This is a genomic window from Pseudoalteromonas sp. H105 (assembly GCF_001469215.1).
Lineage (GTDB): Bacteria > Pseudomonadota > Gammaproteobacteria > Enterobacterales > Alteromonadaceae > Pseudoalteromonas.
Genome location: NZ_LOFH01000005.1, coordinates 243,803 through 267,258, shown reverse-complemented (window position 1 = coordinate 267,258; position 23,456 = coordinate 243,803). Strand labels below are relative to the sequence as shown.

The 23,456-nt window shown below is 41.5% G+C and carries 22 protein-coding genes, 3 tRNA genes and 1 riboswitch; of the genes, 17 read left to right on the top strand and 8 right to left on the bottom strand.

Going from position 1 to position 23,456, the window contains the following annotated elements:
• Positions 1 to 274 (top strand): hypothetical protein (locus tag ATS75_RS20625; RefSeq protein WP_235591172.1); only part of this gene is annotated, 274 nt, incomplete at its 5' end.
• Positions 275 to 1,091: 817 nt separating this feature from the next.
• Here the strand turns inward: ATS75_RS20625 and galE are convergent.
• On the bottom strand, positions 1,092 to 2,105 hold the full coding sequence (gene galE, locus ATS75_RS11080; RefSeq protein ID WP_058560510.1) for a UDP-glucose 4-epimerase GalE: 1,014 nt from the start codon (positions 2,103 to 2,105) through the stop codon (positions 1,092 to 1,094).
• Between the two features lie 229 nt (positions 2,106 to 2,334).
• On the opposite strand from galE, the gene ATS75_RS11075 reads away from it, so the two are divergent.
• Complete coding sequence (locus ATS75_RS11075; protein ID WP_058560509.1) at positions 2,335 to 2,829, top strand: DUF3016 domain-containing protein; 495 nt, start codon at positions 2,335 to 2,337, stop codon at positions 2,827 to 2,829.
• 33 nt (positions 2,830 to 2,862) lie between these two features.
• On the opposite strand, the gene ATS75_RS11070 is transcribed toward ATS75_RS11075, so the two are convergent.
• Positions 2,863 to 3,153, bottom strand: coding sequence for a hypothetical protein (locus tag ATS75_RS11070; protein WP_058560508.1), 291 nt, complete (start codon positions 3,151 to 3,153; stop codon positions 2,863 to 2,865).
• Between the two features lie 72 nt (positions 3,154 to 3,225).
• Here ATS75_RS11070 and ATS75_RS11065 point away from each other — a divergent pair, with 72 nt between their 5' ends.
• On the top strand, positions 3,226 to 3,435 hold the full coding sequence (locus ATS75_RS11065) for a hypothetical protein (protein WP_058560507.1): 210 nt from the start codon (positions 3,226 to 3,228) through the stop codon (positions 3,433 to 3,435).
• Here ATS75_RS11065 and epmB read toward each other — a convergent pair.
• Positions 3,432 to 4,445, bottom strand: coding sequence for an EF-P beta-lysylation protein EpmB (gene epmB / locus ATS75_RS11060; protein ID WP_058560506.1), 1,014 nt, complete (start codon positions 4,443 to 4,445; stop codon positions 3,432 to 3,434). The genes ATS75_RS11065 and epmB overlap by 4 nt on opposite strands.
• 42 nt (positions 4,446 to 4,487) lie before the next feature.
• Between epmB and efp the strand changes: the two genes are divergently transcribed.
• The gene (efp, locus tag ATS75_RS11055; protein ID WP_058560505.1) at positions 4,488 to 5,054 is read left to right on the top strand and encodes an elongation factor P; all 567 of its coding nucleotides are present in this window, start codon (positions 4,488 to 4,490) and stop codon (positions 5,052 to 5,054) included.
• A gap of 60 nt (positions 5,055 to 5,114) precedes the next feature.
• Positions 5,115 to 6,089: an elongation factor P--(R)-beta-lysine ligase gene (gene epmA, locus ATS75_RS11050; protein WP_058560504.1), complete on the top strand. Its 975-nt coding sequence runs from the start codon at positions 5,115 to 5,117 to the stop codon at positions 6,087 to 6,089.
• 70 nt (positions 6,090 to 6,159) lie between these two features.
• On the opposite strand, the gene ATS75_RS11045 is transcribed toward epmA, so the two are convergent.
• The gene (locus ATS75_RS11045) at positions 6,160 to 8,253 is read right to left on the bottom strand and encodes a TonB-dependent receptor (RefSeq protein WP_058560503.1); all 2,094 of its coding nucleotides are present in this window, start codon (positions 8,251 to 8,253) and stop codon (positions 6,160 to 6,162) included.
• Between the two features lie 120 nt (positions 8,254 to 8,373).
• Here ATS75_RS11045 and ATS75_RS11040 point away from each other — a divergent pair, with 120 nt between their 5' ends.
• The 8 genes from ATS75_RS11040 to ATS75_RS11005 all read left to right on the top strand — a co-directional run bounded on the left by ATS75_RS11040 (position 8,374) and on the right by ATS75_RS11005 (position 15,939).
• The gene (locus ATS75_RS11040; protein ID WP_058560502.1) at positions 8,374 to 8,763 is read left to right on the top strand and encodes an acyl-CoA thioesterase; all 390 of its coding nucleotides are present in this window, start codon (positions 8,374 to 8,376) and stop codon (positions 8,761 to 8,763) included.
• Positions 8,764 to 8,894: 131 nt separating this feature from the next.
• Positions 8,895 to 9,296 carry an META domain-containing protein gene (locus ATS75_RS11035; RefSeq protein ID WP_058560501.1) on the top strand — a complete coding sequence of 134 codons (402 nt, stop codon included), beginning with the start codon at positions 8,895 to 8,897 and terminating at the stop codon, positions 9,294 to 9,296.
• 54 nt (positions 9,297 to 9,350) lie between these two features.
• A riboswitch (TPP riboswitch) is annotated at positions 9,351 to 9,461 on the top strand.
• A gap of 153 nt (positions 9,462 to 9,614) precedes the next feature.
• Positions 9,615 to 11,567, top strand: coding sequence for a phosphomethylpyrimidine synthase ThiC (gene thiC, locus ATS75_RS11030; RefSeq protein WP_058560500.1), 1,953 nt, complete (start codon positions 9,615 to 9,617; stop codon positions 11,565 to 11,567).
• 60 nt (positions 11,568 to 11,627) lie between these two features.
• Positions 11,628 to 12,629 (top strand): FAD-dependent oxidoreductase, encoded by a 1,002-nt coding sequence (locus ATS75_RS11025; RefSeq protein WP_058560499.1) that lies wholly within the window; start codon positions 11,628 to 11,630, stop codon positions 12,627 to 12,629.
• A gap of 8 nt (positions 12,630 to 12,637) precedes the next feature.
• The gene (gene thiS / locus ATS75_RS11020; RefSeq protein WP_058560498.1) at positions 12,638 to 12,835 is read left to right on the top strand and encodes a sulfur carrier protein ThiS; all 198 of its coding nucleotides are present in this window, start codon (positions 12,638 to 12,640) and stop codon (positions 12,833 to 12,835) included.
• Between the two features lies 1 nt (position 12,836).
• Positions 12,837 to 13,634 carry a thiazole synthase gene (locus ATS75_RS11015; RefSeq protein WP_058560497.1) on the top strand — a complete coding sequence of 266 codons (798 nt, stop codon included), beginning with the start codon at positions 12,837 to 12,839 and terminating at the stop codon, positions 13,632 to 13,634.
• Between the two features lie 19 nt (positions 13,635 to 13,653).
• Positions 13,654 to 15,183, top strand: a complete 1,530-nt coding sequence (gene thiE / locus ATS75_RS11010; protein WP_058560496.1) for a thiamine phosphate synthase — start codon at positions 13,654 to 13,656, stop codon at positions 15,181 to 15,183.
• Positions 15,184 to 15,186: 3 nt separating this feature from the next.
• Positions 15,187 to 15,939, top strand: a complete 753-nt coding sequence (locus ATS75_RS11005; RefSeq protein ID WP_058560495.1) for a HesA/MoeB/ThiF family protein — start codon at positions 15,187 to 15,189, stop codon at positions 15,937 to 15,939.
• Positions 15,940 to 16,007: 68 nt separating this feature from the next.
• Here ATS75_RS11005 and asd read toward each other — a convergent pair whose 3' ends face one another.
• Both asd and rsgA read right to left on the bottom strand, forming a co-directional pair.
• Positions 16,008 to 16,874: an archaetidylserine decarboxylase gene (gene asd, locus ATS75_RS11000; RefSeq protein ID WP_201020961.1), complete on the bottom strand. Its 867-nt coding sequence runs from the start codon at positions 16,872 to 16,874 to the stop codon at positions 16,008 to 16,010.
• Between the two features lie 15 nt (positions 16,875 to 16,889).
• Complete coding sequence (rsgA, locus tag ATS75_RS10995) at positions 16,890 to 17,948, bottom strand: small ribosomal subunit biogenesis GTPase RsgA (protein WP_058560494.1); 1,059 nt, start codon at positions 17,946 to 17,948, stop codon at positions 16,890 to 16,892.
• 121 nt (positions 17,949 to 18,069) lie between these two features.
• Here rsgA and orn point away from each other — a divergent pair, with 121 nt between their 5' ends.
• The 4 genes from orn (at position 18,070) to ATS75_RS10975 (ending at position 19,199) form a co-directional block, all read left to right on the top strand.
• Complete coding sequence (orn, locus tag ATS75_RS10990; protein WP_058560493.1) at positions 18,070 to 18,615, top strand: oligoribonuclease; 546 nt, start codon at positions 18,070 to 18,072, stop codon at positions 18,613 to 18,615.
• Positions 18,616 to 18,868: 253 nt separating this feature from the next.
• Positions 18,869 to 18,944 (top strand) — tRNA-Gly (locus ATS75_RS10985).
• Positions 18,945 to 18,996: 52 nt separating this feature from the next.
• Positions 18,997 to 19,072: transfer RNA gene (locus ATS75_RS10980), tRNA-Gly, on the top strand.
• Positions 19,073 to 19,123: 51 nt separating this feature from the next.
• A tRNA-Gly gene (locus tag ATS75_RS10975) sits at positions 19,124 to 19,199 on the top strand.
• A 383-nt stretch (positions 19,200 to 19,582) separates the two neighbouring features.
• Here ATS75_RS10975 and ATS75_RS10970 read toward each other — a convergent pair.
• Entirely contained in the window at positions 19,583 to 20,839 is a 1,257-nt protein-coding gene (locus ATS75_RS10970) for an aromatic amino acid transport family protein (protein ID WP_058560492.1), read from the bottom strand.
• 260 nt (positions 20,840 to 21,099) lie between these two features.
• Positions 21,100 to 22,935, bottom strand: coding sequence for a cation:proton antiporter (locus tag ATS75_RS10965; protein ID WP_058560491.1), 1,836 nt, complete (start codon positions 22,933 to 22,935; stop codon positions 21,100 to 21,102).
• Between the last annotated feature and the right edge of the window lie 521 nt (positions 22,936 to 23,456).

Here is a 23,456-nt window from a genome sequence, read left to right as displayed (position 1 = left end):
TAGCATTTGTTATGTGAAAGTAGGTCATCGCCAGGCTCCAAATAAGAGAAACCCGTTACAGCAATGTAGCGGGTTTTTTGTTGTCTGGGATAAAGTAAATACATCAGGCCACGACCCCATGTTGCATTCAGAAATGAAACAGCGTGAAGGCCAACGTTGGTGTAGCATTTATTATGCGAAGTATTTCATCCTACTGCGTAGCGCACCATGGCTCCAAATAAGAGAAACCCGTTACAGCAATGTGACGGGTTTTTTGTTGTCTGGGATAAAGTAAATACATCAGGCCACGCCCTCCTGCTGTACTCATTAGTGAAACGGCGTAAAGGTCAACGTTGGTGTAGCATTTGTTAGGCGAAAGTAGGTCATCCTACTGCGTAGCGCACCATGGCTCCAAATAAGAGAAACCCGTTACAGCAATGTGACGGGTTTTTTGTTGTCTGGGATAAAGTAAATACATCAGGCCACGCCCTCATGTTGTACTCATTATTGAAGTGAAACGGCGTAAAGGCCAACGTTGGTGTAGCATTTATTATGCGAAAGTAGGTCATCCTACTGCGTAGCGCACCATGGCTCCAAATAAGAGAAACCCGTTACAGCAATGTAGCGGGTTTTTTGTTGTCTGGGATAAAGTAAATACATCAGGCCACGACCCTATGTTGCACTCAGTAGTGAAACGACACCGCGTGAAGGCAACGTTGGTGTAGCATTTATCATGCGAAAGTAGGTCATCCTACTGCGTAGCGCACCATGGCTCCAAATAAAGAAAGCCCTACTCGAAAGAGCTGGGCTTTTTTACGTCTGAAAGAAAGCTAAATAGTAAGCGAGGGTAAAGCTAGCGTGCCGCATAGTCTCAACCTAGACATCATAGCGTGGGTTGAGTATCACGAACCCCACGGGAAAAAGAACGCCCCGACTACTTAAGAGCCCAATATATCCTTATAAAACAGCTTGCTCCTTTTATCGAGCAGTATTCGAATTTTAAAAAACTTGTAAACTCGCGTCTTTTATCAGATATAGGCAAACTCAACCCCCCATTTTTTAAACATAAAAAAACCGCTTAATAGCGGTTTTATAAATTTAAGTATGTACTTTTACTTATACCCATTAGGGTTATTACTTTGCCAACGCCATGTGTCTTGCATCATAGTATCAATACCTCGCTCTGCTTGCCAGCCAAGCTCTTGTAAAGCTTTTTCAGGTGCTGCATAACAAGCTGCAATATCACCTGGGCGGCGTGGTGACAATTGGTAAGGGATTTCTTTTCCACAAGCTTTGCTAAAAGCATTTAGCATTTCAAGTACTGAGTAGCCATTACCCGTGCCAAGGTTATATACATGTGCACCAGTATCTTGATTAATCTTGTTAAGTGCTTTTAGGTGTCCAAGCGCTAAGTCAACTACATGAATGTAATCTCGAACGCCGGTACCATCCACTGTATCGTAGTCATCCCCAAACACGCCTAACTGCTTTAATTTTCCTACAGCAACCTGTGAGATATATGGAAGTAGGTTGTTTGGTATGCCATTTGGATCTTCACCAATTAAGCCAGATTCGTGAGCACCTACAGGGTTAAAATAACGCAATATTGCAAAAGCAAAGCGCTCATCAGACTTTGCTATGTCTTGCAGCATCATTTCAACCATTAGCTTTGATGTACCATAAGGGTTTGTAGTGCCGCCTACTGGGAAGTCTTCTTTAATAGGTAAACTTGCTGGGTCGCCGTAAACAGTAGCTGATGAACTAAATACGAGTTTAAATACACCTGCATCGCGCATTGCATCAATCAGCGTTAATGTCCCTTGTACATTATTCTGATAGTATTCAATAGGCTTAGCAACAGACTCACCGACCGCTTTTAAGCCTGCGAAATGAATCACACTGTCGATTTTATGGTTACTGAAAACACCTTTCAAAAATGCCTTATCAAGAATGTCACCTTGATAAAACTTGGCTGATTTTCCGCTTATCTGCTTTACTCGTGCAATTGATTCAATAGAAGAATTGCTGAGATTATCAATAATGATCACTTCGTTATTTTCAGCTAATAATTCAACGACGGTGTGTGAACCAATATATCCTGCACCACCCGTTACTAAGATTGCCATGGAATCTCCATATAATGTTTAATGGTTCAATTGCATCATAAATCAGATGTAATTACATTCGTTATTTAAAAAAAACTATTTTTAATGAAAGTATGTATGGCAAACTTTTTTAATGTTTGTTCACATATTGTACACAATCGATAACGATGTTATAAATCTATCTTAAGGTCAAGTTAATTTTTAACTGATACAATTTTGACTGATTAGGCATATTTTTGGAGAATTAAGAATGAAAATGTTAAAAATGACAGTTATCAGTATATTATTGGCATCCCCAATTTTTGCACAAGCAGGTCAGGCTAATGTTAAATGGCATGATTTTAATGATTACCGAGACGTACGTCCTTCCAACGAGACAAAGGGTTCATTTCATAAGCGTATTGCCTCTAGTTACGAGAAGCATTTTAGTAAGCTGGCTGAACAGCTCCCAGATGGGTACACATTTAATATTGAAATCAGTGAGCTTGACTTGGCTGGTGATCGCATCGGTGGAATGAATGAGATACGTGTTATAAAAGATATTTACCCACCACGTATTGAATTTAATTATTCTGTTACAACAAGTAATGGTCAGACAATAAAACAGGCAAACGATGTTAAACTTAAAGACTTAGGATTCATGGATCGTATTAAAATGGGTCGAGATGAATCATTTTATTATGAAAAGCGTTTAGTCACAGATTGGTTTGAAAAAGAGTTAATACCCTCGTTAAGTCTAAACTAGTACTTTTGAGCGCTTGTTTTAAGCGCTCAAATTTTATTTAAAAGTTGCAAGCAGCTGTAAAATTTGTTGTAACTTAAGTACGGTTGACTTTAATTTTTGCTCTGTGAACTCACCTGAACTTAAGCTTTCAACATCTGCGGCAACGTCTAGCACGTAAGGTTTGAAGCGTTTAGCTTCAAAATCAAACCCAGCGTCAGCGGGGAAAAGTGCTTTAAATTTACCATGACCTTGTTGTTGAAGCTCATCTAGTTTCTTGTCAGCATCAAGTGATTGACGGTAAACGATTTTTAAGTTGGCGTTGAGTTGCTCAATAATTGATTCCATTTTTTTCCTAAAGCTTTAGACTGCAATGCCGATATAGTACGTGGATTGCAAATAAATGTCAGGTATTGCACTATGAATATATCAGGTGGAAATTTACCAACGATAAGTGGCGCAGGTGAAAGTGCTGAAGTGTATAGCGCAGCACTTGCCAAAAAGCAGCAGAAAGCCGATGGAGCAGCTGCTTTGGCATTAATTGAAGGTGCTGCCAGCTCGAGTGTTGCACAAACCCCCGCTAAATCTGTTACAGCCACTTTAGGCAACAACGTAAATGTTTACGTTTAAATCAGTTTGAGATCGATGGGGGTTTTGCTTTGCTGGCCACCAATTTCTCGAACGAGTTTAGGAACTAAAAATCCTGGCAATGCAATAAGCATATCAGCCATTATTTTACGTGCCTGTGGTTCTTCAATATCAAAGTGACTAGCGCCGGCTACTTTATCTAATAGGTAAAGGTAGTACGGTAATATGTCTGCATCAAATAATGCTTCACTCAATGCAATTTGTGCCGAGCTTGAATCATTCACATCTTTTAAGATTACCGCTTGATTCAATAATGTTACACCTGCTTTTTTTAATTGTTGCATTGCGTTTTTAAAATCATTATCTATCTCATTGGCATGATTGATGTGATTTATAAAGACTATTTTTAGAGGTGAGTTTGCTAAACGCTGGCACAGTTCATTGGTAATACGCGCAGGGATCACGACGGGAAGACGACTATGAATACGCATACGTTTAATTTGTGGTAGTTTTTCAAGTTCATCCATAAACCAACTAATTGCATCATCTTTGGCCATCAGCGGATCGCCGCCACTGAGAATAACTTCATTAATATTACTATCTGATTTTATATATTCTAGTGCGTCAAGTAAGCTGCGTTTGTTTAACTGATTTTCTTGATAAGGAAAGTGGCGACGAAAGCAATACCTGCAATTCACCGCACAACCAGTTTTAAACATTACGAGGACTCTAGATTTATATTTATGAAGTAAGCCTGTTTGTGTATTGTCTTGTTCTTCTAGCGGATCGTTACTAAAACCGGTTTTTTCAATAAACTCTTGATGGCGAGGCATGACCTGCAGCAAAAGTGGATCGTTTTTATCACCGTACCGCATTTTTTTTATAAAAGGGACAGGCACGCGCACTGGGAATAAACTGCGAGCTTTTATGTCCTTTTCATGCACTTGGCTTGAAAGCCCGACCATTTCTAGCAAGGTTTTTGGGCAAGTAACTACATTAGCTAATTCTTTTTGCCAGTTTTTATGCAAATTTGCTTCATTTCTTTGTATCATTGGTAAGTAGATTACTCGAAAAATTATTAGACAGAGGAAACGATGGCGAATTATAGCACTAATGAGTTCAAGGGCGGCCTAAAAATTATGATGGACGGCGAACCTTGCAGTATTTTAGAAAACGAAATGGTTAAACCGGGTAAAGGCCAAGCATTTAACCGTGTTCGTATCCGTAAGCTTATCTCTGGCAAAGTGCTTGAAAAAACATTTAAATCAGGTGAATCAGTTGAAGGTGCAGATGTAATGGACACCGATCTTGCTTATCTTTATACAGATGGTGAGTTTTGGCATTTCATGAACAACGATACATTTGAGCAAATAGCCGCGGATGAAAAAGCACTAGGTGACACTGTTAAATGGCTCGTTGAAAATGATCTATGTACTATCACATTATGGAACGGCAGCCCAATCGCTGTAACACCGCCTAACTTTGTTGAGCTTGAGATCACAGAAACAGATCCAGGCCTTAAAGGTGATACTGCGGGTACAGGTGGTAAGCCTGCAACATTAAGCACGGGTGCTGTAGTACGTGTTCCTTTGTTTGTACAAATCGGCGAAGTGATTAAAGTGGACACCCGTAGCGGTGAATACGTAGGTCGTGTTAAGTAATCGGTTTCACATCTAATAATAAAATCCCAGCATCTGGCTGGGATTTTTTTTGGAGAAAATATGTCAGCAGATCTTTGGGAGCCAAGTGGGCAAGTTGTAACATTACGCCAACGTGCCGAAATTTTAAGAGTTATTCGTGAGTTTTTTTATCAGCGTAATGTGCTGGAAGTTGAAACTCCTAGCTTAAGTGCAGCAAGTGTCACGGATATCCACCTAGCTAGCTTTAAAACTCACTTTGTTGGCCCGGGCCATGCTGCTGGACTCGATTTATATCTACAAACATCGCCTGAATTTGCTATGAAACGGTTATTAGCGGCTGGTAGTGGGGCTATTTATCAAATCTGTAAAGCATTTCGAAATGAAGAAGCAGGAAAGCATCATAACCCTGAGTTTACTATGTTGGAATGGTATCGCCCTGGGTTTGATGAGTTTGCATTAATGGATGAAGTAGATGAGCTAATGCAGTTAGTGCTTAATGTTCTGCCCGCAGATCGTTTAACCTATCAACAGGCTTTTGAGCAGGTGATGGGTCTTGATCCGCTAACGGCCTCACTCGAGCAATTACAGCAACTTGCCATAGAACAAGGGTTTGCTGATATTGCTGCAGATGAAACTTACCGAGATACGTTATTGCAATTGTTATTTTGCATGAAGGTTGAGCCTATGATAGGCCAAGAAAAACCATGCTTTGTGTATCATTTTCCGGCCTCTCAAGCCGCTTTAGCAAGCATTTGTGAGCACGATGAGCGCGTTGCAGGGCGATTTGAGCTTTATTATCAGAACATGGAGTTGGCAAACGGTTTTAATGAGCTTACAGACGCGCAAGAGCAAGCGAAACGGTTTGTGGGTGACAATGCCTATCGTAAAGTAAATAACTTACCTGAAGTGCCCATAGACTCGCGTTTAATCAAAGCCCTTGAGCATGGTTTACCACAATGCGCAGGTGTTGCTCTCGGGATTGATAGGTTAGTGATGCTAGCGGCAGAAAAACCAACAATAAAAGAAGTCATCGCATTTGATGTAGCGCGCGCATAAGCTGTAGCAGCGGGTTTACCCCGCGTTTGTCTTTAGTTTTAAAAGCGCGACATAAAGTCGCGCCGACGGTTTATAACTCGTATATGAAAGTGACCCCTGCGACCATTGGCTCACCCAATTGCGTGTAAGTGTGGGTTTGCCATCCATCAGTTGGATCATTGCCAAATTCAAAACCACGTGTAGGTACTTCTTCATCCAACACATTACGTGCCCATGCGCGGATAGACCAAAGGTCTGCTTCATAACCCGCAGTAAAGTTAACTAAGTTAACATTGGGTGCCTGTGAATTATGGCTATCAGAGAAATAGTAATCGTCTTTGCCTTCAACACCTATGGTTGCAAATAACTCGTTAGTGAAGTTATAGCGCGCCGTAAATGCGTATTGGTATTTAGGTGATTGTGCTTGCTCTCTGCCATCTTGATCTAAACCTGATTTGGCAACAAAGTCGTTTATTTTGGTATTTAAATAGCCTGCGCTGCCAGTTAAAAATAGATCATCTGTTAACTGATAACTACCTTCTATTTCCAAACCATAATTTTCACCAGAGCTTGCATTATCAACATACCCAGTGAATTTCTGCCCTTCTACCTGCCACGCTTTTAGTTGCATGTCTTCACGATACATATAAAAGGCAGCTAAGCGCAGAACAAACTTTTCATCTAATGAGCTTCCTTTCACACCAAATTCACCACTCCATAAATACTCTGGCGCAAAGCTAGTGTGATTTTGGAAAAAGTCAGCATCAAGGTTTAAGCCGTCGTCTTTTGCTTTGGCTAGTGCTTCAGAGTTAATACCACCGGCTTTGTAACCACGAGTAAGGCTGGTGTAGATCATGGTACGATCAATGACTTGATACTCAAGGGCTAATTTACCGCCTATCATGACGTCATCTGTATCGTTAATAAAGCCATTATTATCGGTGTAATCACCTTGGTATTGCTCAACGCGTAAACCGGTTACCAAAGTTGTTTTATTGCCAATCGGTGTCGCTAATTGACCATAAATAGCTAAGTTACTTGTTTCGTAGCTAGAAGCAAACGGGTTAGCAAGCCATGTATACTTTCGTTCTAAGTCAACATCTCGGTTTTGATAATAAAGCCCGGCGACCCAATTTCCGCCTTTACCATTGAATTGCAATTCTGCGGCCTGATCTTGGCGATCACGATAGTAAATATCCGTCGAGCTATAGCCTTCAGGATGAATGCCAGCGGCACACAGTGTTGGCTTATTGTCATCATTACACACCCAATCTTCATCGAAGCTGTAAAGTAGGTCACTATCAATGCCTGAAAGATTTAAGCTCACATCAAATAAATCAAAACCAGTAAAGATATTGGCAAGGCCAACGGCAAGACTTTCTTGGTTATCTTGGCCTGGCTCATCAGCGACACTGTTACGGCTGTTATCTAACGTAAAAGCATCATAGCCGTTGTTTATATCGATATAGTGAATACTTAATTCAGTGCGCAAATGATCACTAAGTTGACTTTGTAACTTAAAACGGCTGACGAGTTCATCTTGTTGTTGAGTTGGTTTATTTAGATAAAGGTTATCTTGGTAACCGTCGGATTCACGTTGATAAATGCTGCCACGCACAGCTGTATCGTCAGTTATACCAGCACCTGCTGCAATACCGGCTTCGTAGCTATTAAAATTACCTGCGCCGAGTTGAACTTTTACACTCGGATCAAAAGTAGGGTCGGCAGATTCCATTTGAATCATACCTGCCATGCCGTCAGCCCCAAAGCGAGTACCTTGAGGGCCGCGATAAATTTCAATTTGGTCTACATCAAACAGTAATGAGCTGCCACCGAGTCCTGAGTAGTTAATGCCGTCAATGACTAAACCAACAGATGGGTTGATAGGGTCAACAAATTGAGAGCGTAGACCAACACCACGAATTTGAATATAACGACCGCGAGATGCACCAGCACTAAAGTTTACATTGGCTGCACTGGCAAGCATTTCATCTAAGAATGTTGCACCACGTTCATTAATTTCATTTTTACTAAATAAACTTGCACTCGCGCTCAGGGTTTGAATACTTTCTTTTTGGAAATCTCCAGTGACCACTATTTTTTCAATATCAGCATCGTCAGCAAACGCTGGGGCGCTTAATAAAGGCATAAGCGCGGCAGTAATTAAAGACAGACGTAGTTTCATTCGGTTTCTTAACTCCATTTCAGGGACTTGCATGATAACAACTATTCTCATTAATGTCGTGATACCAGCTGTATTAATATGCTATAAACGCGCACAGTATACATAATTAGGAATATTAATATGACCTTTAAAGTTGAGTTTAAAGTGCGTGATTACGAATGTGATCTGCAAGGAATCGTGAATAATAGTGTTTACTTTAATTACCTTGAACATGCTCGTCATGAATTTTTACATACAAATGGAATTGATTTTGCGCAGCTGGCACGTGAAAAAGTAAATTTAGTGGTTATCCGCAGTGAAATAGATTACAAACAATCACTCGTTCCCGGTGATGAGTTTTATGTTGTAGTAGAGCCCGAGCGAGTGAGCCGTTTAAAGTTTGGTTTTCGCCAAACGGTAGTGCGTAAACGTGATGATAAAGTGATGCTTAAGGCACTCGTTATTGGTACGTCAGTAAATGAACAAGGGCGCCCATTTTTACCAGAGAAAATTGAAACCCTGTTCAAATAGAATTAATGGACTACTTTAAGTGGCTTTTATTTATTGCGCACAATTTTTTACATAAAAAACATGCATTATTAACGGTATAAGTTGTTAAATATTGTTATTATTAATTGATTAAATTTTAGGTTAATAATTTCATGAAATTAGCAGCAATACCGATACTTCTTGTCGGTTTAATTCTTGGCTGCTCATCGACAGGGACCGTCAACAGTGAGCAATTGAAGTACACACAGTGGCAGTTGTCACACGTTGATGGCCAAGTCGTTCCCCCATCTTACTCGGCATCGCTAAGCTTTATTGATGCATTACAAGTTAATGGCTTTGCAGGTTGTAATAAGTTTTTTGGTGAGGGGGCGCTTAGGAACAATCGGTTAAAGGTGAATAAGTTGGGTATGACTAGGAAGTCATGTGGTGAGCAACTAGATCAGTTTGAGCTGCAGTTGTTAAATGTGCTCAAAAACGGTGTGAATGTAAAAATTGATTCTGGCCAATTGATTTTTAACAGTGAGCAAACGTTTGTATTTATTCCAGCAAGTTAAGCACTTGCAGCGCTACTTTATCTAACGTACACTCAGCCTCGAAAATTAAAGAATTTTTACTTGTCGGAGTGCCTTGGGGTAAAACTCAAAGGCTGAGATCGCGAAAGCGGGATCCGTGAACCTGATCAGGCTAAAACCTGCGTAGGGAACAAGCTGCCTTAAAATAGGTGCTTGTGCGCCATTTTGGGCATAAGAACTTTGGCTGCCAAGGTTGGTAGTATATTGTGTAATACCAGTCTACGATCCATGTAGCATTTGCTACTCTCTATTGCGTTTGCAATATCTGACAAGACAACCCTTTGAGCAATGAGGTAAGTCATGTCAAACACATCAAATAAACCGTCTCGCCGCGAAACCCGTGCGGCTGCATCAGATTATATTTATAACCTTACTGGGCAACCTTTCCCAAGTTCACATAAAGTGTATGTTGAAGGTACGCAAGAGAATGTGCGTGTTGGTATGCGGGAGATAACCCTGAGTGACACTTTTGTTGGTGGCACAGATGAAAACCCAATCTATGAGCCGAACGCCCCTATTCGTGTATATGACACATCTGGCCCATACACCGATCCCGACTTTGCTTTGGATGTACGTAAAGGGCTCGATAAATACCGTGAGCAATGGATTGAAAGTCGCGGCGATACTGAAATTTTAGAATCAGTGACCTCTCAGTTCTCTCAACAGCGTATGGCTGATGAGGGGCTCGACCATATTCGCTTTGAGCACCTCCCAAAAATACGTCGTGCCAAATCAGGTAAAAACGTGACGCAAATGCATTATGCACGCCAGGGTATTATCACGCCAGAGATGGAATATGTGGCGATTCGTGAAAATATGGGCCGCGCAAAAATTCGTGAGGAACTCTTAGCAGAGCAACATAAAGGTGAATCATTTGGCGCGAGTATTCCTGAGTTTATTACAGCAGAATTCGTTCGGGATGAAATTGCCCGTGGCCGCGCTATTTTACCTAATAATATTAACCATCCTGAAACAGAGCCAATGATTGTTGGTCGTAACTTCTTAGTTAAGGTCAATGCTAATATTGGTAACTCATCAGTGAGTTCATCGATCGAAGAAGAAGTTGAAAAAATGGTCTGGTCAACACGCTGGGGTGCTGACACCGTTATGGACCTGTCGACAGGCCGTTACATTCACGAAACTCGCGAGTGGGTAGTGCGTAACTCACCAGTGCCGATTGGGACTGTGCCTATTTATCAAGCGCTGGAAAAGGTAAATGGCGTAGCGGAAGACTTAACATGGGAAATTTTCCGCGATACGTTAATCGAACAGGCAGAGCAAGGGGTTGATTATTTTACGATTCACGCGGGTGTATTACTTCGATACGTGCCGATGACAGCCAAGCGAGTGACGGGTATCGTCTCCCGTGGTGGTTCAATTATGGCTAAGTGGTGTTTAGCACACCATAAAGAAAACTTCCTTTATACTCACTTTGAAGATATCTGCGAAATCTTAAAGCAATACGATGTGTGTTTCTCACTCGGTGATGGCCTGCGCCCTGGCTCCATTGCGGATGCTAACGATGAAGCGCAATTTAGTGAGCTACGTACACTAGGCGAGCTTACAAAAATAGCGTGGAAACACGACGTACAAGTATTTATTGAAGGGCCTGGGCATGTGCCAATGCACATGATCAAACAAAACATGGAAGAGCAACTTAAACACTGTGACGAAGCGCCATTTTATACTTTAGGCCCATTAACTACAGACATCGCCCCTGGTTATGACCACATCACGTCGGGTATTGGCGCGGCGCAAATTGCATGGTATGGCTGCGCCATGTTGTGTTATGTAACACCAAAAGAGCACTTAGGGTTACCTAATAAAGAAGACGTTAAAGAAGGCTTAATTACTTACAAAATTGCCGCCCATGCTGCGGATCTCGCTAAAGGTCATCCAGGTGCGCAAGAGCGTGATAATGCATTGTCAAAAGCGCGCTTTGAATTTCGCTGGCATGATCAGTTTAATATCGGCTTAGATCCAGTGCGTGCCCGTGAATATCATGATGAAACGTTACCTCAAGAATCTGGCAAAGTAGCGCATTTTTGTTCTATGTGTGGGCCAAAATTCTGTTCAATGAAAATCACCCAAGAGGTACGCGAATACGCCAAAGATCTCGAATCGCGCGGTATCGATCCTAATAATGTGGGTGATGCGATTGAAATTAAAATGGTTGACGTAGAAGCTGAAATGAAAGCCAAATCTGAAGAGTTTAAGCAAACAGGCTCAGAGATTTACCATAAAGCGATATAAGCACAGAAGCTAGGTTCTAAGATGTTAGTAGCTTAGAACCTAGAACCTATAGGGACTCTTATGTCTTACAACATTGCGGTAGTAGGATTTGGTTTAACAGGGCGTTTAGCGGCCTTGGAATTGAGCTTAGTGCATAATGTGACTGTCTATGAGGTAGGGAACGCACAAGCGTTATCTAGTGCAGGACGCGTTGCGGCCGCTATGCTTGCACCGTTAGCTGAGTCAGTCTTATGCGAGCAAGACCTTGCATTAATGGGGCTTGATTCAATCAATCGCTGGCCAAAAATTTTAGCGCAGCTTGACGATACTGTGTTTTTTCAGCAACAAGGGACATTGGTGGTTGCCCATCAACAAGATAAGGGTGATTTGCAAAGTTTTGCTCAACGTTTAAAGCCTTTAGCTAACCATCAAGTAAAATCAGTTAACCGATTTGAGATTGAAGCGCTGGAACCAGAGTTTGCTGGGCGTTTTAATCAAGGGCTTTACTTACCTTGTGAAGGACAAATCGACAATCAGGCCTTTTATTCTGCCAGTTTTAATACGCTCCAAAAGCGACATGTGCAGTTTAAATTTGATAAAAAAGTTGATATTGCGTGTAAGCAGTTGCTCAAGTCATATGATTATATAATTGATTGCAGAGGACTAGGGGCAAAAAATACGACATGTAAGTTACGTGGTGTACGTGGTGAAGTCGTTCGTTTGCATGCACCTGAAGTAAGCCTCACGCGCCCGATTCGTTTAATGCACCCACGTTATCCGATTTATATCGCGCCTAAACCGAATCATGAATATGTTATTGGGGCGACAGAAATTGAGTCGCAAGATAGTGGGCCTGCAACAGTGCGATCAACCCTCGAATTATTATCGGCGGCGTACACGGTGCATAGCGGGTTTGCTGAGGCACGCATACTAAGTATCCAAACCGGTTTACGCCCTGCGTTTAGTGATAACCGCCCACAAGTGAATCATGAAGGGAAAGTGATTGGCATTAATGGTTTGTATCGTCATGGCTATTTGCTTGCACCCAGTTTAGTGGCTGAGGCAGTAGCACTTATTAAATAGGTCAAAAAATGAAAATAACGATTAATGGTCAGCTTTTTGAAACAATTGAGCATAATTCGCTCGCAAATATACTGCTAGAGTTTGGCGCTACAGAGCCCTTTGCTGTGGCAATTAATGGTGAATTTGTACCACGTAGTCAAGGCCAAGCTATTACGGTAAAACAAGGTGACAGTGTAGAATTACTCTCGCCAATTCAAGGGGGTTAGTATGAATGATCCTAACACTGATAGTTTTAGTATTTATGGTGAGCAAATAACAAGTCGTTTGCTTATTGGTTCTGCATTGTATCCATCCCCAGCCGTTATGGCTGAATCGATAGTGGCCTCTGGTGCTGATATTGTAACCGTTTCGCTTCGTCGTCAGCAAAGCGTATCGGCTGGGGATGATTTTTGGCAGTTTATAAAGGACACGGGTTTAAAGGTGTTACCTAACACAGCCGGGTGCCACAGTGTAAAAGAAGCGGTAACATTGGCACAAATGTGCCGTGAAGTCTTTTCAACCAATTGGATAAAGTTAGAGCTGATAGGTGATGAATATAATCTACAGCCAGATCCTTTTGCATTACTAGAGGCAACAAAAATACTGATTAATGATGGCTTTCAGGTGTTACCGTATTGCACTGACGATCTAGTGCTTTGTCAGCGCTTAGCTGATTTAGGCTGTGAGGTTTTGATGCCTTGGGGATCGCCCATTGGCACCGGGAAAGGCTTGTTAAATCAATACAATTTAAAGACTATTCGTGAACGCTTACCGGATATGACGTTAATTGTGGATGCGGGCCTTGGTTTACCTTCACATGCCTGCCAAGCGCTTGAATTAGGGTATGATGCAGTGTTATTAAATTCAGCGATAGCAGGAGCAGGCTGCCCAGTAACGATGAGTCACGCATTTAAAGCGGCGGTAAATGCAGGGCGCTTTGCTTATACAGCGAAAGCGATGCCTGAGAAAGAGGTAGCGGCACCCTCTACCCCTACAATGGGCATGCCTTTTTGGCATCAAACGTAAAAAGAGGAAATATTTAACGATGAATTATGTTGTTTGGACGATTGCGGGGTCTGACTCGGGGGGGGGCGCAGGTATTCAGGCCGATATAAAAGCAATGCAAAGCTTTGGTGTGCATGGTTGTACGGCCATTACTGCATTGACTGCGCAAAACAGTTTAGGAGTTGAAGCGCTTAACCCTATTTCCACTGAGGTTATTGAGTCGCAATTGCTGGCGCTAGAAAGCGACATGAAAGCGAGCGTGATTAAAATAGGCATGCTTGCCAACGTGCAGCAAATACAGCTAATTAGTGAGCATATTAAGCATTATCAAGCCACATGGCCAACACCTCCTTTAGTGGTTTATGACCCCGTAGCCATTGCTAGTAGCGGTGACTTACTCACTGAAGAAGATACCGTTAGCGCAATAAAAGAATGTTTATTGCCGCTGGTGGATGTGATCACCCCAAACACGCATGAAACTCAACTATTGACCGGTGTTTACTTAATAGGCCCAAGCGCGGTTATTGAAGCGGCTGAAAAGCTGCAAAGCTGGGGTGCAAAAGCCGTGGTGATCAAAGGGGGGCATTGGGATTACCCAAGTGGTTACTGCATCGATTATTGCAGTGAAAACACCACTGATGGCACTAATGAATATTGGCTAGGCAATGAAAAAATAGCCACTCCGCATAGCCACGGTACAGGCTGTAGCATGGCGTCTGTCATTGCGGCGTGTTTAGCAAAACAATATCCCCTTAAAGATGCGTTTATTTTAGCAAAAGCGTATATCAACCAAGGCTTGAAAGCCGCTGTACGATATGGTGAAGGCATAGGCCCAGTCGCGCAAACGTGCTTCCCACAAAATATAGAGGATTACCCACAAGTCATTGAAGCAGGCAGTTGGCTCGGTGATGAGTTGGATTTTGATGCCCCAAACGACTTTACGATGGCAGCTAACTTTGCCGAATGTGACAGCAAACAATTAGGTTTATATGCGGTCGTTGATACCGTTGATTGGCTAGAAAAATGCTTGGCGCAAGGTATTAAAACCGTGCAGTTACGTATTAAACAGGGCAGTGAAAGTGAGCTTGATGAAGCTGTTGCTGCCGCAGTTACTCTTGGTCAAAAATATGAAGGTAACGTGTATATAAACGATCATTGGCAATTGGCAATTAAACATGGTGCTTACGGCGTACATTTAGGCCAAGAAGATTTGCTTGAGGCGAATCTAGTCGCTATTAAAGAGGCTGGTTTGCGCTTAGGGCTTTCAACCCATGGTTTTTATGAAATGATCCGCGCACATAATTATCGCCCAAGCTATATGGCGTTTGGTGCTATTTACCCAACCACCACCAAAGATATGACAGGGCAAATTCAAGGTCTTGAAAAGCTCAAACACTTTGTGCCGTTAATGCAAGGTTACCCGACAGTCGCGATTGGTGGTATTGACCTATCCCGTGCCAGTGAAGTGGCTGCAACTGGAGTTGGTAGCGTAGCAGTGGTAAGAGCCATTACCGAAGCTGATGATTACCAACAAGCTATTGCAGACTTACAAAGCGCTATAGGTCATTAAATAATGAGTGAGTTATCTGACAAAGAGCAGCTGCGTTATAGCCGTCACTTAATGCTCAAAGAAGTGGGTCTTGAAGGCCAGCTAAAATTAAAAGCAACCCATGTGGTGGTAGTTGGTGCGGGCGGTTTAGGCAGCCCTGCACTGTTATATTTAGCAGCCTCTGGCGTGGGAGAACTCACTTTATTGGATGACGATAAAGTTGAGCTTTCTAACTTGCAACGCCAAGTGCTCTACAAAGTAAACCATTTGGGGCAAGCCAAAGTGAGCGCTGCTGGTAAAGTGCTTGGCAGTTTGAATAATCAAATTACTGTGAATAGCATCGAGCAGCAATTAACTGAGCAAAATGCCGAGCAAATTTTTGCTGGTGCTACCTTAGTGCTTGATTGCAGTGATAACTTTGCTACTCGATATACCGTTAATCGTTATTGTTTAAAGGCGGGAATACCACTTATATCGGGGGCTGCGATAGCAACGGAAGGGCAGTTAATGTGCTTTGATTTTCGCGAGCAACTAAGCCCCTGTTACAACTGTTTATATCCAGAACAGACAGAGCAGCCATTACTAAACTGTGATAATGCAGGGGTGCTAAGCCCTTTGTTAGGTGTAATCGGTTCAATGCAGGCATTGCTGAGTGTTAATTTACTCTTGGGTCACCATCAAGGGAGTCTGTTTATACGCTTTGATGGGTTAAGCATGGCGCAACATCAGTTTAAATTAAAAAAAGCGCCAGCATGCAAAGAATGCAGTGATAAATAGCACTAATCATAAAACGCGGCATGACTGGGTTAGTCTTCCCGCGTTTTAGTTAAAATGATCATTTGCGATTAGTCATTCATTTTAGCAAACGGTGTGCCCATGCGCGTAACCGTTTCAGGCTGTTGGTCCGTTAATATCTCAGCTTGATTTGCGCCCCATGCTAAAATAACCGTAGAGCCGAGTTTAAAGCGGCCCATTTCTTCACCTTTTTTCAAGGTAATCGCATTTTCACCTGTAGTTGGGTAGTTCCAACTAAATACATCTTGCCCTGCTGGTGGAGTAACTGTGCCTGCCCATACTGTTTCAATGCTAGCCACAATCGTCGCGCCAACTAATACCATCGCAAGTGGACCAATTTCGGTTTCGAAAATAGCCACGACACGTTCATTACGCGCAAACAAGTTAGGTACATTTTGTGCTGTAAGTGGGTTTACTGAGAATAAGTCGCCCGGTACGTAGATCATTTTACTTAACGTACCCTCTACCGGCATATGGATACGATGGTAATCTTTTGGTGCTAAGTAAATTGTTGCAAAATCACCGCCTAAGAAGGGAGCTGTATCCTGTTCTGAACCACCTAGCAGAGTTTGTAAACTGTAGTCATGACCCTTGGCTTGAATTAGTTGACCATCAACAATGCCGCCAAGTTGGCTAATTGCCCCATCTACTGGGTGAGCAATAATATCGTTTTCACTACTAAGTGGGCGAACACCGTCTTTAAGCGGGCGAGTAAAAAACTCATTAAAGGTTTTATAATGAGCTGGATCAGAATGCTGCGCTTCGCTCATATCTATTTTGTATTGTTTAATGAATAACTTGATTAACCAAGTTGTTAGCGCACCTGCTTTTGCTGCAGCTAATTTACCTACTATGCGTGATAGTAAATGTTTTGGCATTGCGTACTGCATGAAAATTTTGAATTTATCTAAACTCACTTGTTTCTTCCTAAATTAAACGCGAGGAGCACGAGCTCCGGCACGGCCATCGGCCATTGTTTCTAAAATTCGGTGGTAACTATCAAAGCGCAGCTCAGATATATCACCTTCGTCAACCGCTTGACGAATTATACAACCAGGGTCGTTTAAATGTTTACAGTCTCTAAAGCGGCAGCCGCCAATAAATTCACGAAACTCTTTAAAGCACCATGTTACTCGTTCGACTTCTAAATGCCATAGGCCAAATTCTCTAATACCTGGCGAGTCGATTAAATTACCGCCAGATGGTAGGTGGTGTAATCGTGATACGGTTGTTGTATGTTGGCCAAGACCACTGTTTTCAGAGACCTCTTTGGTTAGAATTTCAGCATCGGGAAGTACAGTATTAACCAATGTTGATTTACCGACACCACTTTGACCAACAAAAATGCTATTTTTATCAACTAGGGTTTGCTTTAACGCATCGATCCCTTCGGTTGTTTTGTTACTCACTAGCAATACTTGGTAGCCAAGTTGCCTATAAACATCGAGCACTTCATTAATAGCCTTTAAACCTTGCTCATCAATAAGGTCTATTTTGTTAAGCACTAAGATTGGCTCAATGCCCATATCTTCGCAGGCTACAAGATAGCGGTCTATAATATTAGCGGTAAACTCAGGCAGTACTGCGGATACCATCAGTATTTGGTCGATATTCGCTGCAACCACTTTAACCCCGTCATAAAAGTCAGGGCGAGTAAGTTGCGAGCGGCGATCATGCATGGCTTCGATGACTCCTGCAATATCTCCTTCGCTTACTTTTGCACGACGAAACTGCACTTCGTCACCACACACAATTCCTTTGACTGTTCTACGTATATTGCATCGCAGAACATCGCCGTTATCGGTTTCTATATCGGCATGTTGTCCAAAACGACTTATGACCACTGCATTTTCAGCAGGTCCTAAATTGTCATTTTGCAATTGCTCGGTAGTCCCTTTTGCTGATTTAGTATCAGCATTGGACAAGCGTTTTTGGTGGTTAGCCTTGATCCTTCTGGATTGGCTTTTACTTAATTTCTTCTGTTTTGCCACTTTTGGCCTATAACTTAGTTAAATGTCGCGCTTTTTGAAAAAAAAGCTTTAGGTCGACTGATGATACTAATATGATATATCTAAATGCGTTAGATCTAAAGGAAAGCACCGCAAGGTAATTATGTCTTTTCATAAATCAAATCTGATTTGGCTCGACCTCGAAATGACAGGTCTAGAACCAAGTACAGACAAAATACTCGAAATAGCGACTGTTGTCACCGATAGTGAGCTAAACATCTTGGCTGAAGGCCCAACAATTGCGATTCATCAAAGTGATGAGTTGCTTGATGGGATGGATGAATGGTGTACTAATCAGCACGGTCAATCGGGACTTACTGCTCGTTGTAAAGCCAGTGCCTTTGATGAAGCGTATGCTGTTGAGCAAACTATTAACTTTTTAAAGCAATGGGTACCTGCTGGCGCATCGCCAATGTGTGGTAACTCAATTGGTCAAGATCGTCGCTTTATGAATAAGTACATGCGTGAACTGGAAGATTATTTCCATTACCGTAACTTAGACGTTAGTACAATTAAAGAACTTGCAAGACGCTGGAAGCCGGATGTTTTAGCTCAAGTGAACAAAAAAGGCTCACACCTTGCGCTTGATGATATCAAAGACTCCATCATGGAATTAAAAGTCTACCGAGAAAAATTTTTTAATTTGTAAAAAACACTTGCAAACACATCGGATTATTGTAAAATCCTGCCCCGCTTAAGACGATAACCCCCGCGGGGTTAGTGTGTTTAAGCTGATTGAAATATGGCACTAGCTCAGTTGCCAGAACGTTTTACCGCGACTTGGTCGCGCATCAACGGACAAATTACTGACTATATTGAAATATGGCATTAGCTCAGTTGCCAGAACGTTTTACCGCGACTTGGTCGCGCATCAACGGACAAATTACTGACTATGTTGAAATGCGGCACTAGCTCAGTTGGTAGAGCGCGACCTTGCCAAGGTCGAGGTCACGAGTTCGAGCCTCGTGTGCCGCTCCAATTTCTCACCAAAGAAATTCGAGTAAATTTCAAGATAAAAGTAATACATATTGCGGCACTAGCTCAGTTGGTAGAGCGCGACCTTGCCAAGGTCGAGGTCACGAGTTCGAGCCTCGTGTGCCGCTCCAATTTCTCACCAAAGAAATTGCAGCAAGTTACAATAGAAAATCACAGATAATGCGGCACTAGCTCAGTTGGTAGAGCGCGACCTTGCCAAGGTCGAGGTCACGAGTTCGAGCCTCGTGTGCCGCTCCAATCTCTTGCATTAAACTTCCTATTATAGCCATGCTTTTACGCTATCTCCCTTTCCAAATAACCAAGTATTTTATATTTTATCCCAATCACAATGGTGATGTTTAGTATGATAATAAGTCAGTCTTTTGGTGGTTCAATTGGGTTAAGTTTATTTTATTACAACAGCAATGAAGCCCAGCTAGCGGCAGCTATACTGGGCTTTTATATATGTACTAATATCAATCAGCAATAATACTCAATCATTTTTAGGTATTAAACCTGACGCTAACGGCGTTAAAAATTTCTCATTTAGGATAGCTAAATGACGATATTTTTGCCTTGTTATCGACAAGGTTTTCTTGCCTCAAAATAGATCTTTCAATTATGCGAATTGTTACCATAAACTATTTGATAAAGCTATACAGTAGCGCTAATACAGCTAAGCTACCCATAAATAATATAAAGTACGAGCTAATACTGCGATACTTTTTAAGTGCAGGGACCTTAAACACAGCAATCATTGGCATAATAAACAATATCATTGCAATGATTGGGCCTGACAGTTGATCCATCATATCTAAAATACTCGGATTTTTGACCGCGCAAAACCAAATAGCAAAAAACATGATAACCACGCCAAGTTTGTCAGCATTCTTCATGCTCATTTTGGTTTGTTTAGTGATAAGACCATTAAAGCTCTCTCGTGCCCCTAAGAAGTGTCCTAAAAATGATGATGTGATGGCTATAAACGCAACAAGTGGGCCTAGCGTGGCAATAAAAGCGTTATCGGTTATGTTTGCTAGGTATGAAAGGATAGATACGTTCTGCGCTTTAGCTTGTGCCATTTGTTCAGTTGATAGTGATAATACGCAAGAAAACACAAATAATAATACAAAGATAATAAGCAGTAGGCTTGTACGCTTTAGAATTGCTTCAGATTTTTTTGCAGCATCATTACCATAATGGCCACGCTGGACGTTAGCAAAGCTTGATATCGCTGCGGCATGACTAAATGAAAATACAATTATAGGTACAGATAACCAAAGTGTTTTACCAAAGCTACCTAGTTCAGGTAATGCCATATCCGGCATTTGCCAGCTAGGGATTAGGTAAACCGATAAAAAGAACAAAATAGCTACAAGCGGATAAACTAAAATTGCAAAAGCGCGAAGCATCAGTTTTTCACCGCCCAGCATCAAGCTTATCATCCCTGCAACAAGTATACCTGAGAGCACAACGCGAGACGGAGACTCCATCGCCAACTGGTTGACCATAAAGCTATCAACCGTGTTGGTAAGGCCCACACCATAAATGAGTAAGATCGGAAAGATTGATAAAAAATACAATAAAGAAATAAGTCGCCCGGCATTAATACCAAAATGTTCTTCAACTACATCGGTAAAATCTGCATCTTTATTCTTTGACGATAATACAAAGCGTGCAAGTCCTCTGTGTGCTAAGAAAGTCATTGGAAATGCCAAACAGGCTAAAACGATAAGTGGCCAAAATCCACCAATCCCGATATTGATCGGTAAAAACAAAATTCCTGCACCTACCGCTGTACCAAATAGGCTTAAAACCCATTGTGTATCATGTAAGTTCCAGGTTGATTTACTTGCTGTCGATGCATCTAACTGCGTTACATCTTGATATGAGCTCATCTATACTCCACCAACTCTAATAATAATTTCGGGCAGGATATATAAGTTCAATGGTTAATGCATTTTTTGTCGATGTATTAATACTGGTGTGCTGTAAGGCGTAAGTTACAGCTAACTAACGTTAGGTAAGTGAGCTGCAATTAAATTAACGTTTAATAAGAAAATTCTGGGAATAGTGTAAAAGTATTCCAGCCTTCATAGCTTATGAAGGCTGGCTTTATAAATTGTGACACAAAAGAGCTTTTTGATTAGCGAGCAGATTACTTTTGTGTCGCAGGGTCCTTAAGTACCGACATTTTTGGCGGCTGTAAGGCTACAATTCGCTCACCTTCTTGCGGTGGTTTTTCCATATTTATAGTGAAAGGGCGAATTTTAATAGGTGTATCATCATCAGTGTCTTTTTCGCCATTTAAAATAAAGAGAGGGATTGCTTCGCTGTTCATTTCTAGGTATTTCTCCCAGCTAAACTCCTCAGAGATACGGGTTGCACTTACCTTTCCACCTTTTGCAATCAAGCTACTTAACTTGGCATAAGCGCCATTGTCACCGAATAAAATCTGTCGAGATAAGAATGTCGCGCTGTCTTTATTTGCTTTTGCGTGCATTGTTGATGAGCGTAATGAAAATACATTTTTTTCATTCAATAAATGAGAAAAGTATTGAACACCGAGCGCATTGTGGTGACGATTAGGCGATAACGCAAGCACACTTCGCAGTGTTGTTAGTGGCAGAAAACGTTCAGCATGTTCTGATTGTGGGTTGCCATAATAACACTGAAGGCCATCCATTCTTGCCATTTTACAGTTCTCCCATGCAGGATCAGACAAGTGAACAGGGATATTTTGGTCTTGTAAGCCACGGGCTATAGCGCGAGCAACGTGATTAGCACCAATAATTAAAATAGTATTAGGCGAAGGTTGTCGAACACCTAGTAATTTAGCAACAGGAATAGCTGTTAAGCTTTGTAATACAACGGTTATGATAATTACAGTGAATATAAGTGGCACTATTTTTTCAGCGTCAGCAACACCCGCTTCCATCATGCTTAGGGCAAACACAGAACCAACAGCGGCAGCAACAATACCGCGCGGCGCAATCCACGCTAATACGAGACGAGACTTTATTGGCAGGTCTGTACCAAAAGTTGAAATAGCGATGCATACGGGCCGGGCTATAAACAGTACAATAGCAAGAAAGATAAATACATCACCATCAAGCATCATCAAATCTGACAATTCAAGTCGGGCGGCGAGTAAGATGAATAATGTAGAAATCAAAATCATCGATAAGTCTTCTTTAAATTCCAATACAGAATCTATTTCAAGATCATCTTGATTTGCTAACCAAATACCAAAAACAGTCACTGCCAGCAGGCCTGATTCATGACTTAAATGATTTGAAACAGTAAAGCTTATTAACACTAACGCTAAAATACCAAACTTTTGTAACTCGAACGGCAACCACTCTTTGCGTAACAATAATGTTGTAAGCCAGCCTGAAACAACACCAATTGATAAGCCTACACCGAGGGTTTTAAATAAAGCCACAAGCGTATGAATAAATACCTGCCCTTGGCCAACAAGCATAACCGCCTCAAAAACGAGTACAGCAAACAATGCACCTATAGGGTCAATAACAATGCCTTCCCAGCGCAAAATACGATCGATATCTTGCGTTGGTCTCATTGAGTTTAAAAGCGGTGCAATGACTGTAGGGCCTGTCACAACAAGTACTGCACCAAGCACAGCTGCAACGCGCCAATTTAGTTCTAAAATCCAATACGCACTTAAACTAATAATAATGCAGGTGGCTATCATCCCAATTGAGCACAGGTTTCTAACGACTTTGCCAATTCCTTTGAGCTCTTTAAAGTGTAAGGTCAGTGAGCCTTCAAATAAAATAACAGCAACACTCAAAGACACGACAGGGAAAAGCAAATCGCCAAGTAAAGCGTCAGGGTCTAGCAGGCCTGTCGCAGGGCCAAGCAAAAGACCTGTGAGTAATAAGAACAAAATAGCGGGAACACGAAAGGCCCACGCTACCCACTGAGCCAGAACCGAACACAGTGCGATCCCGGCTATATAAATGGCTGACATATATGAAGTATTCCTTGTTTATTGCGTAAATTAATAGAAAGAACTATCGAACTAATAATACAGGGATATACACGTGTATGATCATTTCTCCTAATAGAATTTTAGCTGTTTATAGCTTTTTTGTAGAAAATATTGTGTTTATTGACAAAGCCATTTTCATAAAAAAATCGTAGAGGTTTAACCTACTGAAAAACAAAGATAATTTATGTTCTTATTTATGAGTGATTCAGGCGCATAAAATATAACCTTGATCTTAAAGTCGATTTTAGCGTATTATAGTTAGTGTTCAAACAATTTGTTATCTAATTAGTTTGTGTTGAGCTGTAAACGAATACATATAGTTATTTTTAAGTTAGCCAAATTAAAGTTAATTTAAATGCAGGTTATTATATTTATTTGTTTAAAAATCAACGTATTTTTTGTTTTGAATAAGATTTGTATGTATTTACTCATTTTTGGGTATTGGTTTACTTGAAAGTATATTGCCGATAAAGGGCTATTTTTATATTTTGAGTTGAATT